Below are 19143 nucleotides of genomic sequence, written 5' to 3' on the forward strand. Positions count from 1 at the left end.
TAATACCTCTAAAATTTTCTCGTAATTTGCTCTAAAGCTGTTCATCTATTTAAATGTTTGAAATTCAATTAAATATACGATTCTCTTAATCAATGAACAGCTTTTTTATAATGCACAACAGGTAATAAATAGTTCTATTTAAACTACAAATAAATGAAGTTTAGATTCCTGCCTTCGCAGGAATGACAACGCGTTTACTCAAATTTATTAGCAATACTTTCAGCCAAAGCAACAAATTCATCATTAGTCAACTTTACTTTTTGAGCAAACTGAATATCTGCCATTGCATTTAAAGGAATTAAATGTACATGAACATGAGGTACTTCTAAACCAATTACACTCATACCAATTCTTAAACAAGGAACTGCTTTTTCTAAAGCTTTCGCAACTCTGTAAGAAAAAGTCATTAATTCTTGATATTCTTCTAAAGTCAAATCAAAAAGTTTGTTTACTTCCTTTTTGGGAACTACTAAAGTATGTCCTTTTGCATTCGGGTTGATATCTAAAAAAGCAATAAAATTATCATCTTCCGCTATTTTATAACTTGGTATTTCTCCTGTAATTATTTTTGTAAAGACACTCATTTTTTAGTTGTTGGTATTTGGTTGTTTAGTTATTGGTAAATATAAAAAAGAATTCGGGTTTTGACTTAGTCAAAACCCGAATTTATAGTTTTAAAATCTTAAAAAAAACATAAGAAATACAAATAGTTTGCAAACAATTTTAGCCCAGATTAACTCCGCGTTTATATTTTATTGAGTCGTTGAATGCTTTGCATTTGAAACGGTTTGTTTGAGCTCTTTTTTGCTTTTTTTTAGCAAAAAAAGCGAGTAGTGAAAGCTGGAAATAGCTTCTAAAAAAACTATCTAGAAATAGCTACAACTTCAAATTTCATAATTCCGCTAGGAACCTGAATCTCTGCAATATCGCCAACTTCTTTACCTAATAAACCTTTACCAATTGGTGAGTTTACAGACAATTTACCGTTTCTAACATCAGTTTCTGAATCTGCAACCAACGTGTAAGAAAATTCCATTGCGTTAGCAGTATTTTTAATTTTTACAATAGAATGTATTAATACTTTAGAAGTATCTAATTGAGATTCATCAATAATTCTAGCACTAGAAATTACATTTTTTAATTTTGCAATTTTAAATTCTAAATGAGATTGTTCTTCTTTTGCTGCATGGTATTCTGCATTTTCACTTAAATCTCCTTTATCTCTTGCATCTGCAATTTCGGTTGTTACTCTTGGTCTTTCAACTTGTTCTAGTTGTAACAATTCATCTTTTAATTTCTTTAATCCTTCTGCTGAATAATATGATATATCGCTCATTATATTTTATTTAAAAATTCATTCATTTTCTCTGATAAAATAAATTTACACAAAAATGAAAAAACATTATTTACTTAACAATTGCCCTTTATGGGCTAAATTTAAAAATCCCATTACCTAAACAGGAATGAGATTGTATTACAAATGTACAAAATATTTGTAACTTGCCGTCGTTTTATATAAAACGAAACTATATTATGCTTAAAAAAACTCTCTTTTTATTTACAATTATTACGTTTTTAAATTGTTCAGATAATAGTTTACCCGAAAATTGCTTAAGACCAGTTTTTGTTGAAATGAATAAAAATTTAGATCTACCAGAATTTAATAGCTTAGTTATTGGTAACGCAGTTGAAATTACTGGTGGTGCAAAAGGTATTTTGATTTTTCGTAAAAGTACCGACGAATATGCTGCTTATGATAGAATTTGCCCTACAAATAGCTGTAATACTGCTATGATTTATGAAAATAGATTGCTAAAATGTAGTTGCGATGGCGCTTCTTATAGCGTAGATTTTGGTGGTGCGTCTCAAACAGAAGATTTTATTTGCCCAGCAATTGAATATAGAGCTATTAAAAGAGGTAGTTTATTAAGTATTACTAATTTTTAGTTTTACTGAATTGAGTTGTGTATTTTTGCCTAAACACAACAATATTACTCGTGAAAAATTACTTTTCTTCAAATTTTAAATTAGGCGTTCTTGGTGGTGGTCAACTAGGGAGAATGTTATTAGCAGAAACACAAAAATTAGACATTCATACTTCTATTTTAGAGAGCAATAAAAATGCACCTTGTGCAGAAATTTGCAACACTTTTGTCGTTGGGGATTTATTAGATTTTGACACGGTTTATAACTTCGGAAAAACGATAGATTTACTAACAATAGAAATAGAAAATGTAAATTTAGATGCGTTAGATAAATTGGAAAGTGAAGGTCTTACAATTTACCCAAAGCCAAAAGATTTACGTATTATACAAAGTAAAGCTAGACAGAAAAACTTCTATATAGATCATCAAATACCAACTGCAGAATTTTCTCATTACGCGTATTTAGAAGAATTGAAACATTCTTATGAAAATAATATTATTGACTTTCCTTTTGTTTGGAAAGCTGCACGTTTTGGTTACGATGGAAACGGTGTGAAAATTGTTAGAAATATTGAAGATTTAGAGAGTTTACCAAATGTTGAATGTATTACTGAAAAGTTAATTCCTTTTAAAAACGAATTAGCAGTAACTGTTGCAAGAAATACAGATGGTAAAGTAAAAACATATCCAGTTGTTGAGATGGAATTTCATCCAGAAGCAAACCAAGTAGAATATGTTATTTGTCCTGCTAGAATTGATTCTAAAGTTGCAGAAAAAGCGAGAGAACTTGCTTTAAAAATAGTTAGCGATTTAGATTTTGTAGGTTTATTAGCCGTTGAAATGTTTCAAACTGTAGATGATAAAATCTTGGTAAACGAAGTTGCACCAAGACCACATAATTCTGGTCATTATTCAATTGAAGCAAGTTACACCAATCAATTTGAGCAACATTTAAGAAGTATTTTAAACCTTCCCTTAGGAAATACTGATAGTAAAGTTGCCGGAATTATGGTAAATTTAGTTGGTGAAGAAGGTTTTTCTGGAAACGTAGTTTATAAAAATATAGAAGAAATTTTAAAAATTGATGGTGTTACACCACATATTTACGGAAAGAAAGAAACGCGTCCTTTTAGAAAAATGGGACATGTAACTATTGTAAATAAAGACATTAAAATTGCAAGAAAAGTTGCACAAAAAGTGAAAGAAACAATTAGAGTGATAAGCAAATAATTATGGTAGGAATAATAATGGGAAGCGATTCTGATCTTCCAATAATGCAAGAAGCAATAGATATTTTAGAGAGTTTTGATATTCAAATTGAAGTAGATATTGTGTCTGCACACAGAACTCCAGAAAAATTAGTTGACTATTCTAAAAATGCACATTTACGAGGCATAAAAGTAATTATTGCAGGCGCTGGCGGCGCGGCGCATCTACCAGGAATGGTAGCTTCTATGAGTCCGTTACCAATAATTGGTGTTCCTGTTAAAAGCAGAAACTCAATAGATGGTTGGGATTCTGTTTTATCAATTTTACAAATGCCAGGTGGCGTACCTGTTGCAACTGTTGCTCTAGATGGAGCAAAAAATGCAGGTATTTTAGCAGCTCAAATTATTGGTGCTTCAGACAAAACTGTCTTAGATAAAATTATTGCTTACAAAGAAGAATTAAAAGTAAAAGTAGAACTAGCTTCAAAAAGAATTAGAAAGTAAAGTTTTTTATACACAATTACGCTCTTAAACAATTACACATTTTTAAAAATGAACCCACTTTTACAAGATTTCAACACAGCTCCTTTCTCTAAAATTGAAGAAAAAAATTACAAACCCGCAATTAAAAAAGCAATCGAAATTGCAAAAGCAGAAATCGATGAAATTGTAAATAATTCTGAAACTCCTACTTTTGAAAACACAACAGTTGCTTTAGATTTTACTGGAGAAAAACTAAACAGAATTACTAGTATTTTCTTCAATCTAAATTCTGCGGAAACAAATGATAAAATTCAGAAAATAGCTCAAGAAATCTCTCCTTGGTTAAGTGAATTTAGAAATGATATTACCTTAAACACAGCCTTATTTAAAAGGGTAAAGTCTGTTTTTGATACAAAAGAAAATTTAGATTTAAATACAGAACAACAAACATTATTAGAAAAACAATACAAAGGTTTTTCTAGGAATGGTGCTAACTTAAATGATGCTGATAAAAGTGAATTAAGGAAGATTGATGCAAAATCGTCTAAACTTTCTTTACGGTTTGGTGAAAATGTTTTGGCAGAAACCAATGCTTTCGAATTGCATTTATCAAATGAAAAAGATCTTTCTGGTTTACCAGATTCTGTAAAAGAAGCTGCACAACAACTTGCAAAAGAAAAAAAGAAAGAAGGTTGGGTTTTTACTTTAGATTACCCAAGCTACATTCCTTTTTTAACCTATGCAGACAATAGAGAATTACGTAAAAAACTTGCGATTGCTGCTGGTAAAAAAGGATTTCAAAAAAATAAATTCAACAATGAACAAATTGTTTTAGACATTGTACATTTAAGACACAAAAGAGCTAATCTTTTAGGTTATAAATCTCATGCTCATTTTATTTTGGAAGAAAGAATGGCAGAAACGCCAGAAAAAGTAATCGATTTTTCTAATGAGTTACTAAAAAAGGCAAAACCTGCTGCAGAAACTGAGTTTAAAAAATTAGAGAATTACGCAAAAAAAATAGACGGAATAGATCAGCTTCAAAAATGGGATGGCGCTTATTATTCAGAAAAACTAAAGAAAGAAATTTTTGATTTAGATCAAGAAATATTAAAACCCTTTTTTAAATTAGAAAATGTAATTGATGGTATTTTTGAAATTGCAAATCGTTTGTACGACTTAAATTTTGAAGAAATTTCTAACATCGATAAATATCATGAAGATGTAAAAACATATAATGTAACAGATAATAAGGGGAACTTTATTTCTGTTTTTTATGCTGATTTTCACCCTAGAAAAGGAAAACGGAATGGAGCTTGGATGACGAGTTATAAATCGCAACAAATAAAAAACGGAATCAACGAAAGACCACACGTTTCTATTGTTTGTAATTTCACAAAACCAACTGAAACAAAACCATCATTATTAACTTTTAATGAAGTTACTACGTTGTTTCATGAGTTTGGTCATGCGCTTCATGGAATGTTAGCAAATACAACTTACAATAGCTTATCTGGAACCTCTGTTTCTTGGGATTTTGTTGAATTACCAAGTCAGGTTTTAGAAAATTGGTGTTACGAAAAAGAAGCACTTGAATTGTTTGCCAAACATTATGAAACAGGCGAAATTATTCCGATGAAATATGTTGAAAAAATTAAAGAATCTGCAAGTTTTCATGAAGGAATGCAAACTTTACGTCAATTAAGTTTCGGGCTTTTAGATATGAAATGGCATTCTGAAAATCCATCTAAAATTACTTCTGTAAAAGATTTTGAAAATAACGCTTTTGAAGATACAAAATTATATCCTGATGTTGCAGAAAATGCAATGAGTACTGCTTTTTCTCATATCTTTCAAGGTGGATATTCTGCAGGTTATTATTCTTACAAATGGGCTGAAGTTTTAGATGCAGATGCTTTCGAATACTTTTTAGAAGAAGGAATATTTAATAAAGAAGTAGCTACTAAATTCAAAGAAAATGTACTTTCTAAAGGTGGAACAGAAAAGCCAATGGAATTGTATAAACGCTTTAGAGGTAAAGAACCTAAACCTGATGCTTTATTAAAAAGAGCAGGATTGATTTAGTATTCAGTTTTCAGTCGCAGTTTTCAGTCAGATTTGAACTGAAAACTGCGACTACTTACTGCTTACTTATTTTTAGCTTCAATCCATTTACTCATGTATTTTGTAGACTGCAAGGTTTGATGTTGCAACAAATTTCCTAAAAAATTATGCCTTCTATGTTGCTTTAAATTCTGTTGAATCTCTTCAATTTTATTGAAGAATAATTCTCCGTTTTTCTTTTTACTGTAGATGTAATTAATAATATCTATTCCGTTTTCTTGTAAACTCTCCCACATAGATTTACTTTTGTATAATTGTGCAGACATAAGTGCAAAATCAGAATAATTATCTTCTACAAATCCATTCCAAGGGAAATTACCACACATTCCTTCTTCTCCTATTGAAGTTGTTACACTTGGTGTTCCACACAACATTGCTTCTGTAAGTTTTCCTTTAATTCCTGCGCCAAAATTTAAAGGAGCTAAAACTATTCTTGCATTTCCCACAACAATATTTGCGTCTTCTGCAAAACCCTTAATTAAAAAACCTTCTTTTTTATTATGTAATTCTTGAATTTGTTGATTTACATAAGCGCCATAAATATGCATTTCTGCTTTTGGAAGGTATTCTCTAATTTCATTCCAAATTTCATTTTTTAACGTTAAAACGGCATCAACATTTGGCTTGTGAAAGAAATTCCCTATAAAAACAAAGTGCTCTCTTTCTTCAAAAGATTTCCATTTATTCTGATGATTCCCATCAATTTCATCAAACAAAAAAGGCAGGTACATTAAAATACTTTCGTCTATTTTAAACGTATTTTCCAACAGTTTCATTTCAAAAGTAGAGATTATTAAAGATAAATCGCATCGTAGAACAGCCGCAATTTCTCTTTTTGTAATGTCTTGCATCAATAATTCATTAGTTGAAAAGTCAATTTGTTTTTTTAAGCACAATTCTCTTGTTTTTCGCAAACAATGTAAATCTTCTGTATCTAAAATTCTAATTGCTTTGGGGCAGTTTTCTGCAACTCGCCAACCAAATTGTTCTTCCATCATAAAACGATCAAACATCACAATTGTTGGTTCTAATTCTTTTATAAAATCATCAAAAGAAGTGTTATTTAATTCAATTGAAACTTCATCAATTCCAAAAGATTTTAAATTTGATGCATTTTCACTTTTTTGAGCAGGCGAAGCAAATGTAACTTTAAAACCTTGTTGTAAAAATTGCTCTATAAGTTGCAACATTCTACTTCCAGCGGCAGAAGAATTGGGTTCTACCCAAACGTAACCAATAATTAAGACTTGTTGTTTATTCAATTATTTAGAATTCAATTGTTGTTTATAATTTGATAATTCTCCTTTTTTATCAGAGCAAAATAACGAATCAATACTTAAAGAGAAAAATAAAAAGTAATCACTATTTTTCAGATAGTAAAACTACTAAATTCTCTCTTTATTTTGTGAAAATATCCGTATTTTTGTCAACCATTATTAAAGAACAAACCGAAAGGTTAAAGGTTACGCAAAAAACACACTCATGAAATACGATATTATTGTAATTGGATCTGGTCCTGGAGGATACATTTCTGCAATTAGAGCTTCTCAATTAGGAAAAAAAGTAGCAATTATAGAAAAATATTCAACTTTAGGAGGAACGTGTACAAATGTTGGATGTATTCCTTCGAAAGCTTTATTAGATTCTTCTCACCATTTTTATGATGCAACTCATCATTTCGAAGAACATGGAATTTCTGTTGAAAAACCATCTTTCGATTTTGGTAAAATGGTTGGACGTAAAGATAAAGTTGTAGAAACTACAACTGGTGGAATTAAATACCTAATGGACAAAAATAAGATTGATGTTTATGAAGGTTTAGGTTCTTTTGAAGATGCTACCCATATAAAAATTTCTAAAAACGATGGTTCTTCAGAAGTTATTGAAGGAACAAACATAATTATTGCAACGGGTTCAAAACCATCAACTTTACCTTTTATCACACTAGATAAAGAACGTATAATTACATCAACTGAAGCTTTAAAATTAACTGAAGTGCCAAAACATTTAATTGTTATTGGTGGTGGAGTTATTGGTTTAGAATTAGGTTCTGTTTACAAACGTTTAGGTGCAGATGTTACTGTTTTGGAATATGCTCCAAAAATTACACCAACTATGGATGCTGATGTTTCTAAAGAACTTCAAAAAGTTTTAAAGAAACAAGGAATGAAATTTAATGTTGGTCATGGAGTTACTTCTGTTGAAAGAAATGGAGATGAAATAATTGTAAAAGCAAACAATAAAAAAGGCATTGAAGTAGAATTTAAAGGAGACTATTGTTTAGTTGCTGTTGGTAGAAAAGCATATACTGAAGGTTTAGGTTTAGAGAAAGTTGGTGTAGAAGTTAATGAGCGTGGACAAGTTTCTACAAATGATCATTTACAAACTAACATTCCTAATATTTTTGCAATTGGTGATGTTGTTGCAGGTGCAATGTTAGCGCATAAAGCTGAAGAAGAAGGTGTTGTTGTTGCAGAATATTTAGCTGGTGAAAAACCACATATTGATTATAATTTAATTCCCGGAATTGTTTACACATGGCCAGAAGTTGCTGCTGTTGGTAGAACAGAACAAGAATTAAAAGATGCTGGAGTTGATTATAAAGCCGGTAAATTTTCTATGAGAGCTTTAGGTAGATCTCGTGCAAGTGGAGATATTGACGGTTTTGTAAAAGTATTAGCAGACAAAAATACAGATGAAATTTTAGGAGTTCATATGGTTGGTGCACGTGTAGCAGATTTAATTATGGAAGCTGCAGTTGCTATGGAATTTAGAGCATCGGCAGAAGATTTAGCAAGAATTTGTCATGGTCACCCAACATATGCAGAAGCTGTAAAAGAAGCTGCAAAGGCTGCTTGGGACGGAAAACCATTAAATGCATAATTTCCTTTTTTTCATTTAACAATAGGAGAAATCTCATTATAATAAAAACAAAAAGCAACCAAAATTTGGTTGCTTTTTGTTTTTAGAAAGTTTCTTACATTTATAAAATGAAAAAAATTTTTTTTCTCTTTTTTCTTTTTTCATTTTGCGCAACTATTTATAGTCAAGAAAATGAAAGACTAAAAACACAACCTTCTAAGTTTTTAGAAGACTTTTATTACACTGTTAATTTTGGAGGAATATTTTATCCTTTTTCTAATGAAAATTTAATTGATGGTTACAAAACTGAAACGTTCTCTAAAAATTATTTTTCAGGAAAAATTGGTTTCGGTTTTAAAATACAAGAAAATTTAGCGCTACAATTTGGCGTAATTAGACCAGCTTCTTGGTTTAAATATAATAATGTAAACAACATTGGTTATGAACGAAGTGTTTGGATTAATGCTTGGTATTTATCACTAAAAAAGAACTTTAACATTACAAAAAAGCTTTCTGTTTTTGGAGAGCTTGGAGCAGCAAATATTACCAGAACTGGTTTTTCCATTGATGACAAAATAATTTATGATGATGCTCATTTTGGAAGCCTTTTATATGGTTTTGGTTTCAATTACAAACTGAATGAAAGGTGGCGTTTGGCATTAAATGGAACATTTTTTCCAAAATCTAAAAAAAACAATCAACCTTCTATTTCTCAATTTTCTGCTGGTTTTGAATATCATATTCAAAAAATAGATGATGATTTGGCTTTCGAATATGCAAATGACAAACAATATTTTTTCCCAGATAATATCTTACAAGTAAGTTACGGAACAAGTAAAGTTGGTTTTGGTGTAAATCGTTTTTTGGGAATGAGTTTAAAAGTAGGCAATTTCGAAAGTTTTGGAGTTCCTGTTTTTTGGGTTGGTGAAGTAAAATCTGCTCATACTTTTTCAGTCACCTATCAAAGAACTGCTTTTAGAACTCAAAAACTATTCTCTTTAGATTGGGGAGTTAGTATAACTGCTTTTCAAACAGAAGCAAGCAAAGAAAATGTGTTTGCTTTTTCTATTTTTCCGACGATGCGTTTTTATTTAATGCGAAGAAAAGGTTTTGACATATACACTAACTATTCTGTAATTGGACCAACATTACTAACTAAAAGCAATATTGATGACTTAGGAACAGGCCCAAAAACAACGTTTCAAGACACCATGGGTTTAGGCGTTTTCTTCGGAGAAAAAAGAAAATATAACTTTGAACTTCGGATTATGCATTATTCTAACGGAAATATTTTTACTGAAAATTCTGGTGTTGCAATTCCTATTCAATTTACAATTGGTAAGACATTTTAGCCTAAATAAATCGACTTAAAAATTATCATTTGTAATGAATAAGATTTGTATTTTTGCATAAATTATGCAAAGAACACTTCGTACTTTTTCTGTTGATAATATTGAAGGTTTTAAACAAAACCTATTGAATTGGTCACAACAATACGAAACCATTGTTTGGCTAGACTCTAATCAATATAACCAACAATATAGTAGTTTCGATTGTGCTTTGGCTACAGATGAATTTACTTCTATAAAAACAGATTATTTTAATGCATTCGAAAAACTAAAAGAATACCAAACCATTACCAAAGATTATATTTTTGGGTATATTTCTTACGATGTTAAAAATGATGTAGAACGTCTTTCTTCTAATAATTTTGATGGTTTAGACTTTGCTGATTTGTATTTTTTTCAACCTAAAAAACTAATTTTCATTAAAGATAATTCTGTTGAATTTCAGTACTTAAAAATGGTTGACGATGAAATTGAAAGTGATTTTGAAATTATTGAAAAATTCAAGAATTTAAAGATTGAAGAATCTAATTCAGAAATTAAAATAAAGCTTCGAATACACAAAGACGAATATCATAAAAAGGTAAGCAAGGTTTTAGAACATATTCATAGAGGAAATATTTACGAAGCTAATTTTTGTCAGGAGTTTTATGCAGAAAACTCAACCATAAATCCTGTTGAAGTTTACACACATTTAAACGAAATTTCTGAACCACCATTTGCAAATTTCATAAAAATAGAACATCAATATATACTATCTGCAACACCAGAAAGATATATTAGAAAAGAAGGTTCAAAAATAATTTCTCAACCTATAAAAGGAACCGCAAAACGTTTACGAAGTAAAATTGATGATGATAAAATTGCATCCGATTTATCTAGAGATGTTAAAGAACGTGCAGAAAACGTAATGATTGTAGATTTAGTAAGAAACGATTTGTCTAAAACTGCAAAAATAGGTTCTGTAAAAGTAGAAGAGTTGTGTAAAGTGTATTCTTTTAAACAAGTACACCAATTAATTTCTACAGTTGTTTCTGAAGTTGACGAAAACGTGCATCCAATAGATATAATTCAAAGTACTTTTCCGATGGGAAGCATGACTGGCGCTCCCAAAGTTTCTGCAATGAAAATTATAGAAAAATTAGAAGAAACCAAACGTGGTTTGTATTCGGGAACCGTTGGTTATTTTACACCCAACAATAATTTTGACTTTAATGTAATCATTAGAAGTATTTTATATAACGAAGAAAAGAAGTATATTTCGTATTCGGTTGGCGGCGCAATTACTGCTAAATCTGTGGTAGAAAAAGAATATGAAGAGTGTTTATTGAAAGCAAAAGCAATGCGATTTGCTTTGTTGAATTCTAAGTAGAATTGCCACGAATTCACAAATTATTTTTTTTTCTGACCACATAGCAATATAGAAAACATAGAGTTTAAGATAATGTCAGTTCGAGTGATTTTCGATTTTATGAGAAAATTGTATCGAGAACATTAATAATTTTAGATATTTTTGTAATATGATAATTGACCAAGAAGAAAAATTTAAAAAAGTTTTAGAAAATTTGAAAGAAAAACCGATGGAACAAAATATGTTCAATGGTTTTTTAGACATGTATCCTACAGAATGGAAACAGCTAAAAATAACCTTTTCTAAATTTAATAGAAGTAAACAATTCGGACGCACAATTCCGTTACCAAAACCAGAAGTTTCTTTAAGAAAAGAGATTCGTAGTTGGTTGAAAAAACAATAATAAGGTGATTTAAAAACAAACTGATTATGACTCACAAAGAATTCAATTTCAACATTTATAAAACTGATTTTTATGGTCAGATTTGGGAAGCAGAAAACACAAAAGCCGTTGTAGTTTTGGTACATGGAATGGGCGAACATTCTGGTCGTTACAATCATGTTGCAGAAAAACTTACTAAAAGTGATTTTTCAGTAATTGCTTTTGACCATTTTGGTCACGGAAAAACTTCTGGAAAACGCGGTCATAACCCTAGTTTTGAGGCTGTTTTAGAAAGCGTAACAACTACAATTAACAAAGCAAAAAAAATGTTTCCAAACAAACCTGTTTTCTTGTACGGACATTCTATGGGTGGAAATGTAGTTGTAAATTATGCTTTAAGAATACAAAACAATTTAACTGGAATTATTGCAACAAGTCCATTCTTAAAACTTGCTTTTCAACCACCAGCAATAAAATTAGCTGTTGGAAAATTGTTGCAAAAAATTGCACCTTCATTAACTATGGGAAACGAATTAGACGCAAATGATATTTCTCGTGAAAAAAATGAAGTAGAAAAATACATAAATGATCCATTAGTGCATGATAAAATTAGCCCTAATTTTTCTTTAACCTTTATAGATTCTGGAAAATGGGCAATTGAAAACGCAACCATTTTAAAAACGCCTATGTATTTATTACATGGTACAGATGATAAAATTATTGATTATAAAGGAACACAAGAATTTGCAAATAAATCTGAAAACGCTACTTTAAAACTATACAAAGGTGGTTATCATGAATTGCATAATGATTTATGTAAAGAAGAAATGTTAGCAGATGTTGTTAGTTGGCTAAATTCTCAACTTTAAAAACCTTATTTTTGAAGGCGAAATGCTACAAAAATTCAAAAAACATATTGAAACAAAATTTCCTTTTTTACAAGGAAAAAAATTATTAATCGCCATTTCTGGCGGAATAGATTCTGTAGTTTTAACACATCTTTTATCAGAATTAAATTTTGATATTTCTTTGGCGCATTGCAATTTTAATTTACGTAGAAAAGAAAGTGGCTTAGATGAAGAATTCGTTAAAAAATTATCTCAAAAAACGTCTAATCAGATTTTTACAATAAATTTTGAAACAGAAAAATTTGCTAGAAAAAACAAACAATCTACACAAATTGCTGCAAGAAACTTGCGTTATAATTGGTTTAAAGAACTCACTAAAGAGCATAATTTTGAAGCTGTTTTAACAGGACATCATGCAGATGATAATTTAGAAACTTTTTTAATTAACTTAACTAGAGGTTCTGGTTTAGATGGTTTTACAGGAATTCCTGAAATTAATGGAAATATTGTACGTCCGTTATTGATTTTCTCTAGAGATGAAATCATCAATTATGCAAAAGAAAATAATATTGAATGGAGAGAAGATGCTAGTAATGCATCTACAAAATACATTAGAAATAAAATAAGACATCAAGTAGTTCCTGTTTTAAAGGAAATTAACCCAAGTTTATTAGAATCATTTTCTAAAACTACAGAAAATTTAAAAGAGAGTAAGGAGATTATTATTGATAGAATTGATGAAGTTTCATTAGAAATTATTTCATCAAAAAATAATAGTATTAGAATTAATATTGAGGAAATTCAGCAATTATCAAATCCGAAAGCATATTTATATCAACTCTTAAAAAAGTATCAATTTACAGAATGGAATGATGTTTCCAATTTACTTTCTGCACAATCTGGCAAACAAATCTTGTCTGAAACACATCGATTAATAAAAAATAGAGATTTTTTATTAATTTCCGAAATAAATTTCTCGACTGCGCCAGAAATAACATTTGAGGTTAAAGAAAATCAATCAGAAATTATAAAACCCATTCATTTAACTTTTGAAGAAGTTCATCAAAAAACGATAGAGAATAAGCAAACAATTTATGTTGCTAAAGAACTATTATCTTATCCATTAACCATAAGGAAATGGGAAAATGGCGATTATTTTTATCCGTCAGGAATGACAGGTAAAAAGAAATTAAGCAAGTATTTTAAAGATGAAAAGTTTTCACTTTTAGAAAAAGAACAAACATGGTTGTTATGTAATTCTAAAAATGAAATTATATGGGTTATAGGTAAACGACAAGACAATCGTTTTATGTTTAAAAAAACAAATTCAAAAAATATAAAAGTAACAATAAGAGAGAAATAAATGTTTTATCAAGATTTAATTATTTCATTTAAAAACAAATAATTGGCTCAATTTTTGATATATTTAACTACCAAATCTTACGTTATGAATAAAATAAAATTGACCTTAGGATTATTACTATTTTGTAGTATATCATTAAACGCACAAAAAAGCAACACCATCTCAACTAACCTACCAGTTAGTATTTACACATACAATCAACTGTCTAATACTTCTTATTCTTTTTCTAAAATTTTTAAAAATCTAAAATTAACCGATTATAGTTTTGTTTTTGTAGACCAATTAGATCTTTACACCAATACGTTTTCTATCAACTTTAACGATATTGATAAGCAACCCTCAATATTTATTTATGATGACTATAAAAGATACCAAAACAATAATCTATTAAAAGGGTTTTTAGTAAAAAACGACCCAACAAGATGGGATCGAGTAAATTTTAAAAGCTATAATCAGCTAAAAAAAGAGTTGAATTAATAACGAATTCAATAAATTAAGATAGAAATTAAACATTTGCTTTAAAAGTATTGAAATTTCTATCGTTTTCGTAATTTATTAATCGATTATTACTAAAAACCTAGGTTCTATAAATTCACTTTTTCGTAAATTTACTTTGTAAGAAAAGTAAAGAAGATGACTACATTACCCAAATTAGCTCGATTTAATGAAAACGTGCTGTCTAAATATCAAATTTACAACAGCATATTTATGACGTTGCCTTTTGATACGATAAATGACACAGGTGTTTTATTACCATTGTTTCACAAAGTATGTAAAAAAGGGTTTAAAGAAGGAGAAAATCCTACTGAAATTGTAGAAACCTTCTTTAATAAATATCAAGAAAACCCTTCAGATAAAGAAGAAACAGATTTACTGTTTCGCTTTATTCAATATATAGAACGTCAAGTTGTTTTATTTGATGCTATTGAAGATGCTGCTTATCCTATTGTAAATAATATGGATGGAATTGGTACGTTGCGTAACTCTAAAGAGATTGCTATTTTAAATGATAAAAAAGAGGAACTAAAAACCTATTTAGAAGATTTTAAAGTACGTATTGTTTTAACTGCACATCCTACGCAATTTTATCCTGGTACTGTTTTAGGTATTATTACAGATTTAGATAAAGCCATACAAAATGACGATTTACTTTTAATTAAAAAATTATTATCTCAATTAGGTAAAACGCCTTTCTATAAAAAGGAAAAACCGACTCCTTATGATGAAGCTGTTAGTTTAATTTGGTATTTAGAAAATGTTTTTTACAAATCTGTAAGTAAAATACACAACTATGTTCAACATCATATATATGATGGTAAACCAATTGATAATGAAATTATAGATCTTGGTTTTTGGCCAGGTGGAGATAGAGATGGAAATCCTTTTGTAACTACTAAAATAACTTTAGATGTTGCAGAAAGATTAAGGCAAGCCATTTTACGTAATTATTATAGAGATGTAAGACGTTTAAAAAGACGTTTTACTTTTGATGGAGTGCAAGAAATTTTAACACGTGTAGAAAAAAGATTATACAAACATGTTGTAAGAAGTTACGCAAAAGTAAATTTCTCTCAAAAAATATTATTAGAAGAATTAGAAGTCGCAAGACAGGTTATTGTTGATAATCATCAATCTTTATTCATTGAAGAATTGAATGATTTTATTAATAAAGTTCGCATTTTTGGTTTCCATTTTGCAACTTTAGATATTAGACAAGATAGTAGAGTTCATCATCATGCTTTTACACAAATTGTTGAAGATTTACAAAAAATTGGAGATACTACTTTCCCTAAAAACTACATAAACCTTTCTGAAGCAGAACAGGTAGATATTTTATCTATAGTAAAAGGGAGTATAGATCCAAGTATTTTATCAGATGAAACTTCTGTAAAAACAATAGAATCTATATACGCATTAAAAGAAATTCAGCATAGAAACGGAGAACGTGGTGCAAACCGTTACATTATTAGTAACAACCAATCAGCTTTACATGTAATGGAAACATTTGCAATGTTAAATCTATGTGGGTTTGAAAATGAGTTACCAGTAGATGTAATTCCTCTTTTTGAAACTGTAGAAGATTTAATAAATGCAGAAGATGTAATGAAAACTTTATATACCAATAGAGCTTATAGATATCATTTAGAAAAAAGAAAAAACAAACAAACTATTATGTTAGGTTTTTCTGATGGAACAAAAGATGGTGGTTATTTAATGGCAAACTGGGGTATTTTTAAAGCAAAAGAAGCGCTTACAAAAATTTCTAGAGAATTTGATATTGAGGTTATTTTCTTTGATGGACGTGGTGGACCACCAGCTCGTGGAGGTGGAAAAACACATCAATTTTATGCCTCATTAGGCCCAACAATTGAAGATAAAGAAATACAATTAACAATACAAGGTCAGACAATTAGTTCTAATTTTGGTACAGAAAATTCGTCTCAATATAATCTAGAACAATTGATAAGTTCTGGTATTAAAAATGAAGTTTTCACCAAAGATCAATTGAACGACAAGCATAGAGTATTGATTGATGATATGGCGGCTACAAGTTACCAAACATATGTAGACTTTAAAAATCATTCACAATTTTTACCGTATTTAGAGAAAATGAGCACGTTAAAATACTATGCTAAAACCAATATTGGTAGTAGACCAAGTAAGCGTTCTAATTCAGATACTTTAGATTTTTCTGCCTTAAGAGCAATTCCTTTTGTAGGAAGTTGGAGTCAATTAAAACAAAATGTACCAGGATTTTTTGGAGTAGGAACAGCTCTTAAAAAATATGAAGATGCAGGTAGATTTGATGAAATTATTGAATTTTACAATGCTTCAGATTTCTTTAAAACCTTGCTTGAAAATAGTATGATGAGTTTAACTAAATCATTCTTTGGTTTAACTGCTTATATGTCTACAGATCTTGTTTTTGGTGAATTTTGGAAATTGATTCATTTAGAATATCAAACTACAAAAAGGCTCTTACTAAAACTATCTGGTCATAAAGAATTGATGGAAAACTTCCCAGTAGGAAAAGCATCCATAGAAATTAGAGAAGATATTGTTTTACCTTTATTAACCATTCAGCAATTTGCTTTGAAGAAAATTCAAGAACTGCAAAAATCTGGAGAGAATACTGAAGAACTAGCTACTTACGAAAAAATGGTGATGCGTTCTTTATTTGGTAATATTAATGCAAGTAGAAACTCTGCTTAAAATTATAATAAGTATATTTTTATATTATAAAATGTAATCAAATTTTGGTTGCATTTTTTTTATGCTCTTATTTTCTTTACTTTTAAAGAAAAAAGCATGCTTGTTAAAGTTTATGGTTCAGCCGTTTTCGGTATTGAAGCAACTACTATTACTGTAGAAGTAAATATAGATAAAGGAATTGGTTATCATTTGGTGGGTTTACCAGATAACGCAGTTAGAGAAAGTTCTTATAGAATTTCTGCTGCTTTAAATAACAACAACTACAAGCTTCCTGGAAAGAAAATTATTATTAACATGGCACCCGCAGACATTCGAAAAGAAGGCGCAGCCTATGATTTAACTTTAGCTGTAGGAATTCTTGCTGCTTCAAGTCAAATTAAATCAACCAACATTAATGAGTATATTATTATGGGCGAACTTTCTTTAGACGGAAGTTTACAACCTATAAGAGGTGCGCTACCAATTGCAATTAAAGCAAGAGAAGAAGGTTTTAAATATTTAATTCTTCCAAAGGCAAACGCAAAAGAAGCAGCAATTGTAGACAATGTAGAAATTTTAGGAGTAGACAATATTTTAGAGGTTATCAATCATTTTAATAGTGATAAAAAAATTGAACCTACAATTGTTGATACACGTGCAGAGTTTTACAAAAATATAGATTTCCCTGAATTCGATTTTTCTGATGTAAAAGGACAAGAATCTATAAAAAGATGTATGGAAATTGCTGCTGCTGGCGGACATAATATTATTCTAATTGGCCCTCCAGGGTCTGGAAAAACAATGTTAGCAAAACGATTACCATCCATTTTACCTCCAATGACATTACAGGAAGCATTAGAAACTACAAAAATTCATTCTGTAGTTGGTAAAACTAAAAACGAAGGCTTATTATATCAACGTCCTTTTAGAAGTCCACATCACACAATATCAAATGTTGCTTTAGTTGGCGGTGGACAATATCCGAGACCTGGAGAAATTTCGCTTTCACATAATGGTGTTTTATTTTTAGATGAATTACCAGAATTTAAAAGAGATGTTTTAGAAGTAATGCGTCAACCTTTAGAAGATAGAGATGTAACTATTTCTAGAGCAAAATTTACAGTAACATATCCTTGTAGTTTTATGTTGGTTGCAAGTATGAATCCGAGTCCGAGTGGTTTTTTTAACGACCCAAATTCACCAATGACCTCATCTCCACAAGAAATGCAACGTTATTTGAGTAAAATTTCTGGTCCTTTATTAGATCGAATCGATATTCATATTGAGGTAACTCCGGTTCCTTTTGAAAAATTGACCGAAGAAAGAAAAGGCGAATCTAGTGTTGTAATACGAGAACGAGTTACAGCTTCTAGAGAAATACAATCTGAACGATTTACAGAATTTGAAAACGTGCATTATAATGCTCAAATGAATGTAAAACAGATTCGTGAATTTTGTAAATTATCTAAAGAAAGTTTATCACTTTTAAAAACTGCTATGGAAAAACTAAACCTTTCTGCAAGAGCTTATGACAGAATTTTAAAAGTCTCTAGAACAATTGCAGATTTGGCAAATGTTACAGATATTTCTCCAGATCATATTGCAGAAGCAATTCAATACAGAAGTTTGGATAGAGATGGTTGGTTGGGTTAATTAACAACTATTCTTATTTGTGATCCTAAAACATTACAATGAGTAAAAGCATTATCGAAATAAACTAAATTGTTGTTATAGTAAATTTTAAAATTAAAATTTACTAGTTCCTTTACATTACTTATAACAGTAAAGTTATTTAAACAAGTATGATTTCCATTTATAACATCATAGGAAAAAACAAAATCATGAATATTTTGTCCTTGGTTATTAAATACATCTATTCTTGTGTAATCTTTATTAAAATTTTGTCCAAATACAATATTTGAACTAGAAATAAAATAAATAAACCTGTTGTGCATTATAAAAAAGCTGTTCATTGATTAAGAGAATCGTATATTTAATTGAATTTCAAACATTTAAATAGATGAACAGCTTTAGAGCAAATTACGAGAAAATTTTAGAG

Annotated in this window: 17 protein-coding genes; 13 read left to right on the forward strand and 4 right to left on the reverse strand. The window is 29.5% G+C overall.

All coding sequences use genetic code 11. The features are described from left to right. Positions 1-194 precede the first annotated feature (194 nt). Both V3V28_RS09675 and greA read right to left on the reverse strand, forming a co-directional pair. Positions 195-584 (reverse strand): HIT family protein, encoded by a 390-nt coding sequence (locus tag V3V28_RS09675; RefSeq protein WP_331364814.1) that lies wholly within the window; start codon positions 582-584, stop codon positions 195-197. Between the two features lie 278 nt (positions 585-862). Beyond that, positions 863-1336 (reverse strand): transcription elongation factor GreA, encoded by a 474-nt coding sequence (gene greA, locus V3V28_RS09680; protein WP_331364815.1) that lies wholly within the window; start codon positions 1334-1336, stop codon positions 863-865. Between the two features lie 197 nt (positions 1337-1533). Here greA and V3V28_RS09685 point away from each other — a divergent pair, with 197 nt between their 5' ends. The 4 genes from V3V28_RS09685 to V3V28_RS09700 are packed head-to-tail and all read left to right on the forward strand — an operon-like array spanning position 1534 to position 5701. After that, on the forward strand, positions 1534-1947 hold the full coding sequence (locus V3V28_RS09685; RefSeq protein ID WP_331364816.1) for a phosphoribosylaminoimidazole carboxylase: 414 nt from the start codon (positions 1534-1536) through the stop codon (positions 1945-1947). A gap of 50 nt (positions 1948-1997) precedes the next feature. After that, a complete protein-coding gene (locus V3V28_RS09690; RefSeq protein ID WP_331364817.1) occupies positions 1998-3155 on the forward strand; it encodes a 5-(carboxyamino)imidazole ribonucleotide synthase in 1158 nt (385 codons plus the stop codon). Between the two features lie 2 nt (positions 3156-3157). Next, complete coding sequence (gene purE, locus V3V28_RS09695) at positions 3158-3637, forward strand: 5-(carboxyamino)imidazole ribonucleotide mutase (protein WP_331364818.1); 480 nt, start codon at positions 3158-3160, stop codon at positions 3635-3637. Positions 3638-3685: 48 nt separating this feature from the next. Continuing rightward, positions 3686-5701 (forward strand): M3 family metallopeptidase, encoded by a 2016-nt coding sequence (locus tag V3V28_RS09700; RefSeq protein WP_331364819.1) that lies wholly within the window; start codon positions 3686-3688, stop codon positions 5699-5701. A 62-nt stretch (positions 5702-5763) separates the two neighbouring features. Here V3V28_RS09700 and V3V28_RS09705 read toward each other — a convergent pair whose 3' ends face one another. Then, positions 5764-7002 (reverse strand): glycosyltransferase, encoded by a 1239-nt coding sequence (locus V3V28_RS09705; RefSeq protein ID WP_331364820.1) that lies wholly within the window; start codon positions 7000-7002, stop codon positions 5764-5766. 220 nt (positions 7003-7222) lie between these two features. Here V3V28_RS09705 and lpdA point away from each other — a divergent pair, with 220 nt between their 5' ends. The 9 genes from lpdA (at position 7223) to V3V28_RS09750 (ending at position 18737) form a co-directional block, all read left to right on the forward strand. Then, positions 7223-8623, forward strand: a complete 1401-nt coding sequence (gene lpdA / locus V3V28_RS09710) for a dihydrolipoyl dehydrogenase (RefSeq protein WP_331364821.1) — start codon at positions 7223-7225, stop codon at positions 8621-8623. A gap of 107 nt (positions 8624-8730) precedes the next feature. Further along, entirely contained in the window at positions 8731-9954 is a 1224-nt protein-coding gene (locus tag V3V28_RS09715) for an acyloxyacyl hydrolase (RefSeq protein ID WP_331364822.1), read from the forward strand. Positions 9955-10018: 64 nt separating this feature from the next. Next, positions 10019-11320 (forward strand): aminodeoxychorismate synthase component I, encoded by a 1302-nt coding sequence (gene pabB, locus V3V28_RS09720; protein ID WP_331364823.1) that lies wholly within the window; start codon positions 10019-10021, stop codon positions 11318-11320. A gap of 148 nt (positions 11321-11468) precedes the next feature. After that, the gene (locus tag V3V28_RS09725; RefSeq protein ID WP_331364824.1) at positions 11469-11702 is read left to right on the forward strand and encodes a hypothetical protein; all 234 of its coding nucleotides are present in this window, start codon (positions 11469-11471) and stop codon (positions 11700-11702) included. A gap of 26 nt (positions 11703-11728) precedes the next feature. After that, positions 11729-12550, forward strand: coding sequence for an alpha/beta hydrolase (locus V3V28_RS09730; RefSeq protein WP_331364825.1), 822 nt, complete (start codon positions 11729-11731; stop codon positions 12548-12550). A 22-nt stretch (positions 12551-12572) separates the two neighbouring features. Next, complete coding sequence (tilS, locus tag V3V28_RS09735) at positions 12573-13892, forward strand: tRNA lysidine(34) synthetase TilS (protein ID WP_331364826.1); 1320 nt, start codon at positions 12573-12575, stop codon at positions 13890-13892. Between the two features lie 84 nt (positions 13893-13976). After that, the gene (locus V3V28_RS09740) at positions 13977-14369 is read left to right on the forward strand and encodes a hypothetical protein (RefSeq protein WP_331364827.1); all 393 of its coding nucleotides are present in this window, start codon (positions 13977-13979) and stop codon (positions 14367-14369) included. Positions 14370-14525: 156 nt separating this feature from the next. After that, positions 14526-17105, forward strand: a complete 2580-nt coding sequence (locus V3V28_RS09745; protein ID WP_331364828.1) for a phosphoenolpyruvate carboxylase — start codon at positions 14526-14528, stop codon at positions 17103-17105. A 96-nt stretch (positions 17106-17201) separates the two neighbouring features. Then, positions 17202-18737 carry a YifB family Mg chelatase-like AAA ATPase gene (locus tag V3V28_RS09750; protein ID WP_331364829.1) on the forward strand — a complete coding sequence of 512 codons (1536 nt, stop codon included), beginning with the start codon at positions 17202-17204 and terminating at the stop codon, positions 18735-18737. Here V3V28_RS09750 and V3V28_RS09755 read toward each other — a convergent pair. Next, positions 18734-19039, reverse strand: a complete 306-nt coding sequence (locus tag V3V28_RS09755; RefSeq protein ID WP_331364830.1) for a hypothetical protein — start codon at positions 19037-19039, stop codon at positions 18734-18736. The two genes, V3V28_RS09750 and V3V28_RS09755, sit on opposite strands and share 4 nt — an antisense overlap. Positions 19040-19143 lie beyond the last annotated feature (104 nt).

It is taken from the genome of Polaribacter sp. (assembly GCF_036480315.1).
In the GTDB taxonomy this organism is placed as follows: Bacteria; Bacteroidota; Bacteroidia; order Flavobacteriales; family Flavobacteriaceae; genus Polaribacter.

Excerpts from the sequence above, each read along its gene's own strand:
- purE (WP_331364818.1), top strand. The coding sequence starts at position 3,158 with ATGGTAGGAATAATAATGGGAAGCGATTCTGATCTTCCAATAATGCAA.
- V3V28_RS09745 (WP_331364828.1), top strand. The coding sequence starts at position 14,526 with ATGACTACATTACCCAAATTAGCTCGATTTAATGAAAACGTGCTGTCT.
- V3V28_RS09725 (WP_331364824.1), top strand. The coding sequence starts at position 11,469 with ATGATAATTGACCAAGAAGAAAAATTTAAAAAAGTTTTAGAAAATTTG.
- greA (WP_331364815.1), bottom strand. The coding sequence starts at position 1,336 with ATGAGCGATATATCATATTATTCAGCAGAAGGATTAAAGAAATTAAAA.
- pabB (WP_331364823.1), top strand. The coding sequence starts at position 10,019 with ATGCAAAGAACACTTCGTACTTTTTCTGTTGATAATATTGAAGGTTTT.
- V3V28_RS09675 (WP_331364814.1), bottom strand. The coding sequence starts at position 584 with ATGAGTGTCTTTACAAAAATAATTACAGGAGAAATACCAAGTTATAAA.
- V3V28_RS09700 (WP_331364819.1), top strand. The coding sequence starts at position 3,686 with ATGAACCCACTTTTACAAGATTTCAACACAGCTCCTTTCTCTAAAATT.
- V3V28_RS09730 (WP_331364825.1), top strand. The coding sequence starts at position 11,729 with ATGACTCACAAAGAATTCAATTTCAACATTTATAAAACTGATTTTTAT.
- V3V28_RS09755 (WP_331364830.1), bottom strand. The coding sequence starts at position 19,039 with ATGCACAACAGGTTTATTTATTTTATTTCTAGTTCAAATATTGTATTT.
- V3V28_RS09715 (WP_331364822.1), top strand. The coding sequence starts at position 8,731 with ATGAAAAAAATTTTTTTTCTCTTTTTTCTTTTTTCATTTTGCGCAACT.
- tilS (WP_331364826.1), top strand. The coding sequence starts at position 12,573 with ATGCTACAAAAATTCAAAAAACATATTGAAACAAAATTTCCTTTTTTA.
- V3V28_RS09740 (WP_331364827.1), top strand. The coding sequence starts at position 13,977 with ATGAATAAAATAAAATTGACCTTAGGATTATTACTATTTTGTAGTATA.
- V3V28_RS09685 (WP_331364816.1), top strand. The coding sequence starts at position 1,534 with ATGCTTAAAAAAACTCTCTTTTTATTTACAATTATTACGTTTTTAAAT.
- lpdA (WP_331364821.1), top strand. The coding sequence starts at position 7,223 with ATGAAATACGATATTATTGTAATTGGATCTGGTCCTGGAGGATACATT.
- V3V28_RS09750 (WP_331364829.1), top strand. The coding sequence starts at position 17,202 with ATGCTTGTTAAAGTTTATGGTTCAGCCGTTTTCGGTATTGAAGCAACT.